This is a genomic window from Pseudomonas sp. 43(2021) (assembly GCF_017490805.1).
Lineage (GTDB): Bacteria > Pseudomonadota > Gammaproteobacteria > Pseudomonadales > Pseudomonadaceae > Aquipseudomonas.
The window spans coordinates 1-998 of record NZ_JAFGYJ010000086.1 but is presented as its reverse complement, the minus strand read 5'-3'; the positions used below and the strand labels follow the sequence as shown (position 1 = coordinate 998).

2 protein-coding genes are annotated in these 998 nt (G+C 58.9%); one reads left to right on the top strand and one right to left on the bottom strand.

Features of this window, described 5'->3' with window-relative positions; genetic code table 11:
* Window positions 1-193 precede the first annotated feature (193 nt).
* Window positions 194-619, top strand: coding sequence for a PA3611 family quorum-sensing-regulated virulence factor (locus J5M71_RS26005; RefSeq protein WP_207838300.1), 426 nt, complete (start codon window positions 194-196; stop codon window positions 617-619).
* Here J5M71_RS26005 and J5M71_RS26000 read toward each other — a convergent pair whose 3' ends face one another.
* Window positions 620-817, bottom strand: a complete 198-nt coding sequence (locus tag J5M71_RS26000) for a hypothetical protein (protein WP_016770569.1) — start codon at window positions 815-817, stop codon at window positions 620-622. It lies immediately after the preceding gene.
* Window positions 818-998: the final 181 nt, after the last annotated feature.

Below are 998 nucleotides of genomic sequence, written 5' to 3'. Positions count from 1 at the left end.
TCAGCGCAGGCAAAACCGGCAGACAGGGAAAATCGACACGAACGACACTCGGCAGGGCAATAAAGGCCGGCAGTTTACCAGAGCGACGGCCACAAGCCTGTACCGTCCAGACCGGCTCCCCTATAATTCGCCGCCACTGAACGCACCGCCCCGTGACGGGTCGAACCACCAGTCACCGAATCAGGAGAGTTTCATGCTGCGCCTTATCGTTCCCACCGCTGCCATTCTGCTGGCGTCGTCCTTTACCGCTCAGGCTGCGTCCCTGAGGGAGCAGAATCTGAACCGAGAGCTGCGCAACGTCGCCGCCCAAAGCAGCGTCGGCACGCCACGGGCGATCAATGAAGACATTCTTGATCAAGGCTACACCGTCGAAGGCACGCAGCTGATCAACCATCTGAGCGTGCAAAAGAGCCACGCCGACAAGATGCGCGCCGATCCCAAGGCTGTGTATTTCCAGTTGGGCGCGTCGGTGTGCAACAACCCGTCGTACCGCAAGCTGATGGCCAAGGGCGCGATCATGCGCTACGACTTCACCGAAGTGAAAACCAACAAAGCGATCGGCTCGGCCAGCTATCAGGAATCCGATTGCCCGAAAGCCGCGCCAGCGAAGAAGAAGTAATCAGCGCGAAGCCTTGGCGCGCCGCTGCTCATCCTCGGCGCGCAATTCCGCCACCAGCGCCTGCAGATAGCGCGACCGACGCTCGCCGCCGGCCAATCGTCGGCAGCACTCTTCTTCGAGACTCAATTGATGCGTCTCGGCCGACTCTTGCAACATCCGATACAGCTGCGTATCGATCTCCAGAACCACTCTGACCATGCATCCCGCCTCCTTGCCACCCACGAATCCTTGAATTGCCTCGCCTTGCGCAAACGCAAGGTTGTCTTGCGACATCTGTATTTGAGTAAATCAGAGTGATGGCCCTTTGCGACACGTTCAGACGAGCGGCAAGGCTTGGGCGCAAATCAGTAATCGGTTGCCAGGCAAAACGTTACAGCGC

Excerpts from the sequence above, each read along its gene's own strand:
- J5M71_RS26005 (WP_207838300.1), top strand. The coding sequence starts at position 194 with ATGCTGCGCCTTATCGTTCCCACCGCTGCCATTCTGCTGGCGTCGTCC.
- J5M71_RS26000 (WP_016770569.1), bottom strand. The coding sequence starts at position 817 with ATGGTCAGAGTGGTTCTGGAGATCGATACGCAGCTGTATCGGATGTTG.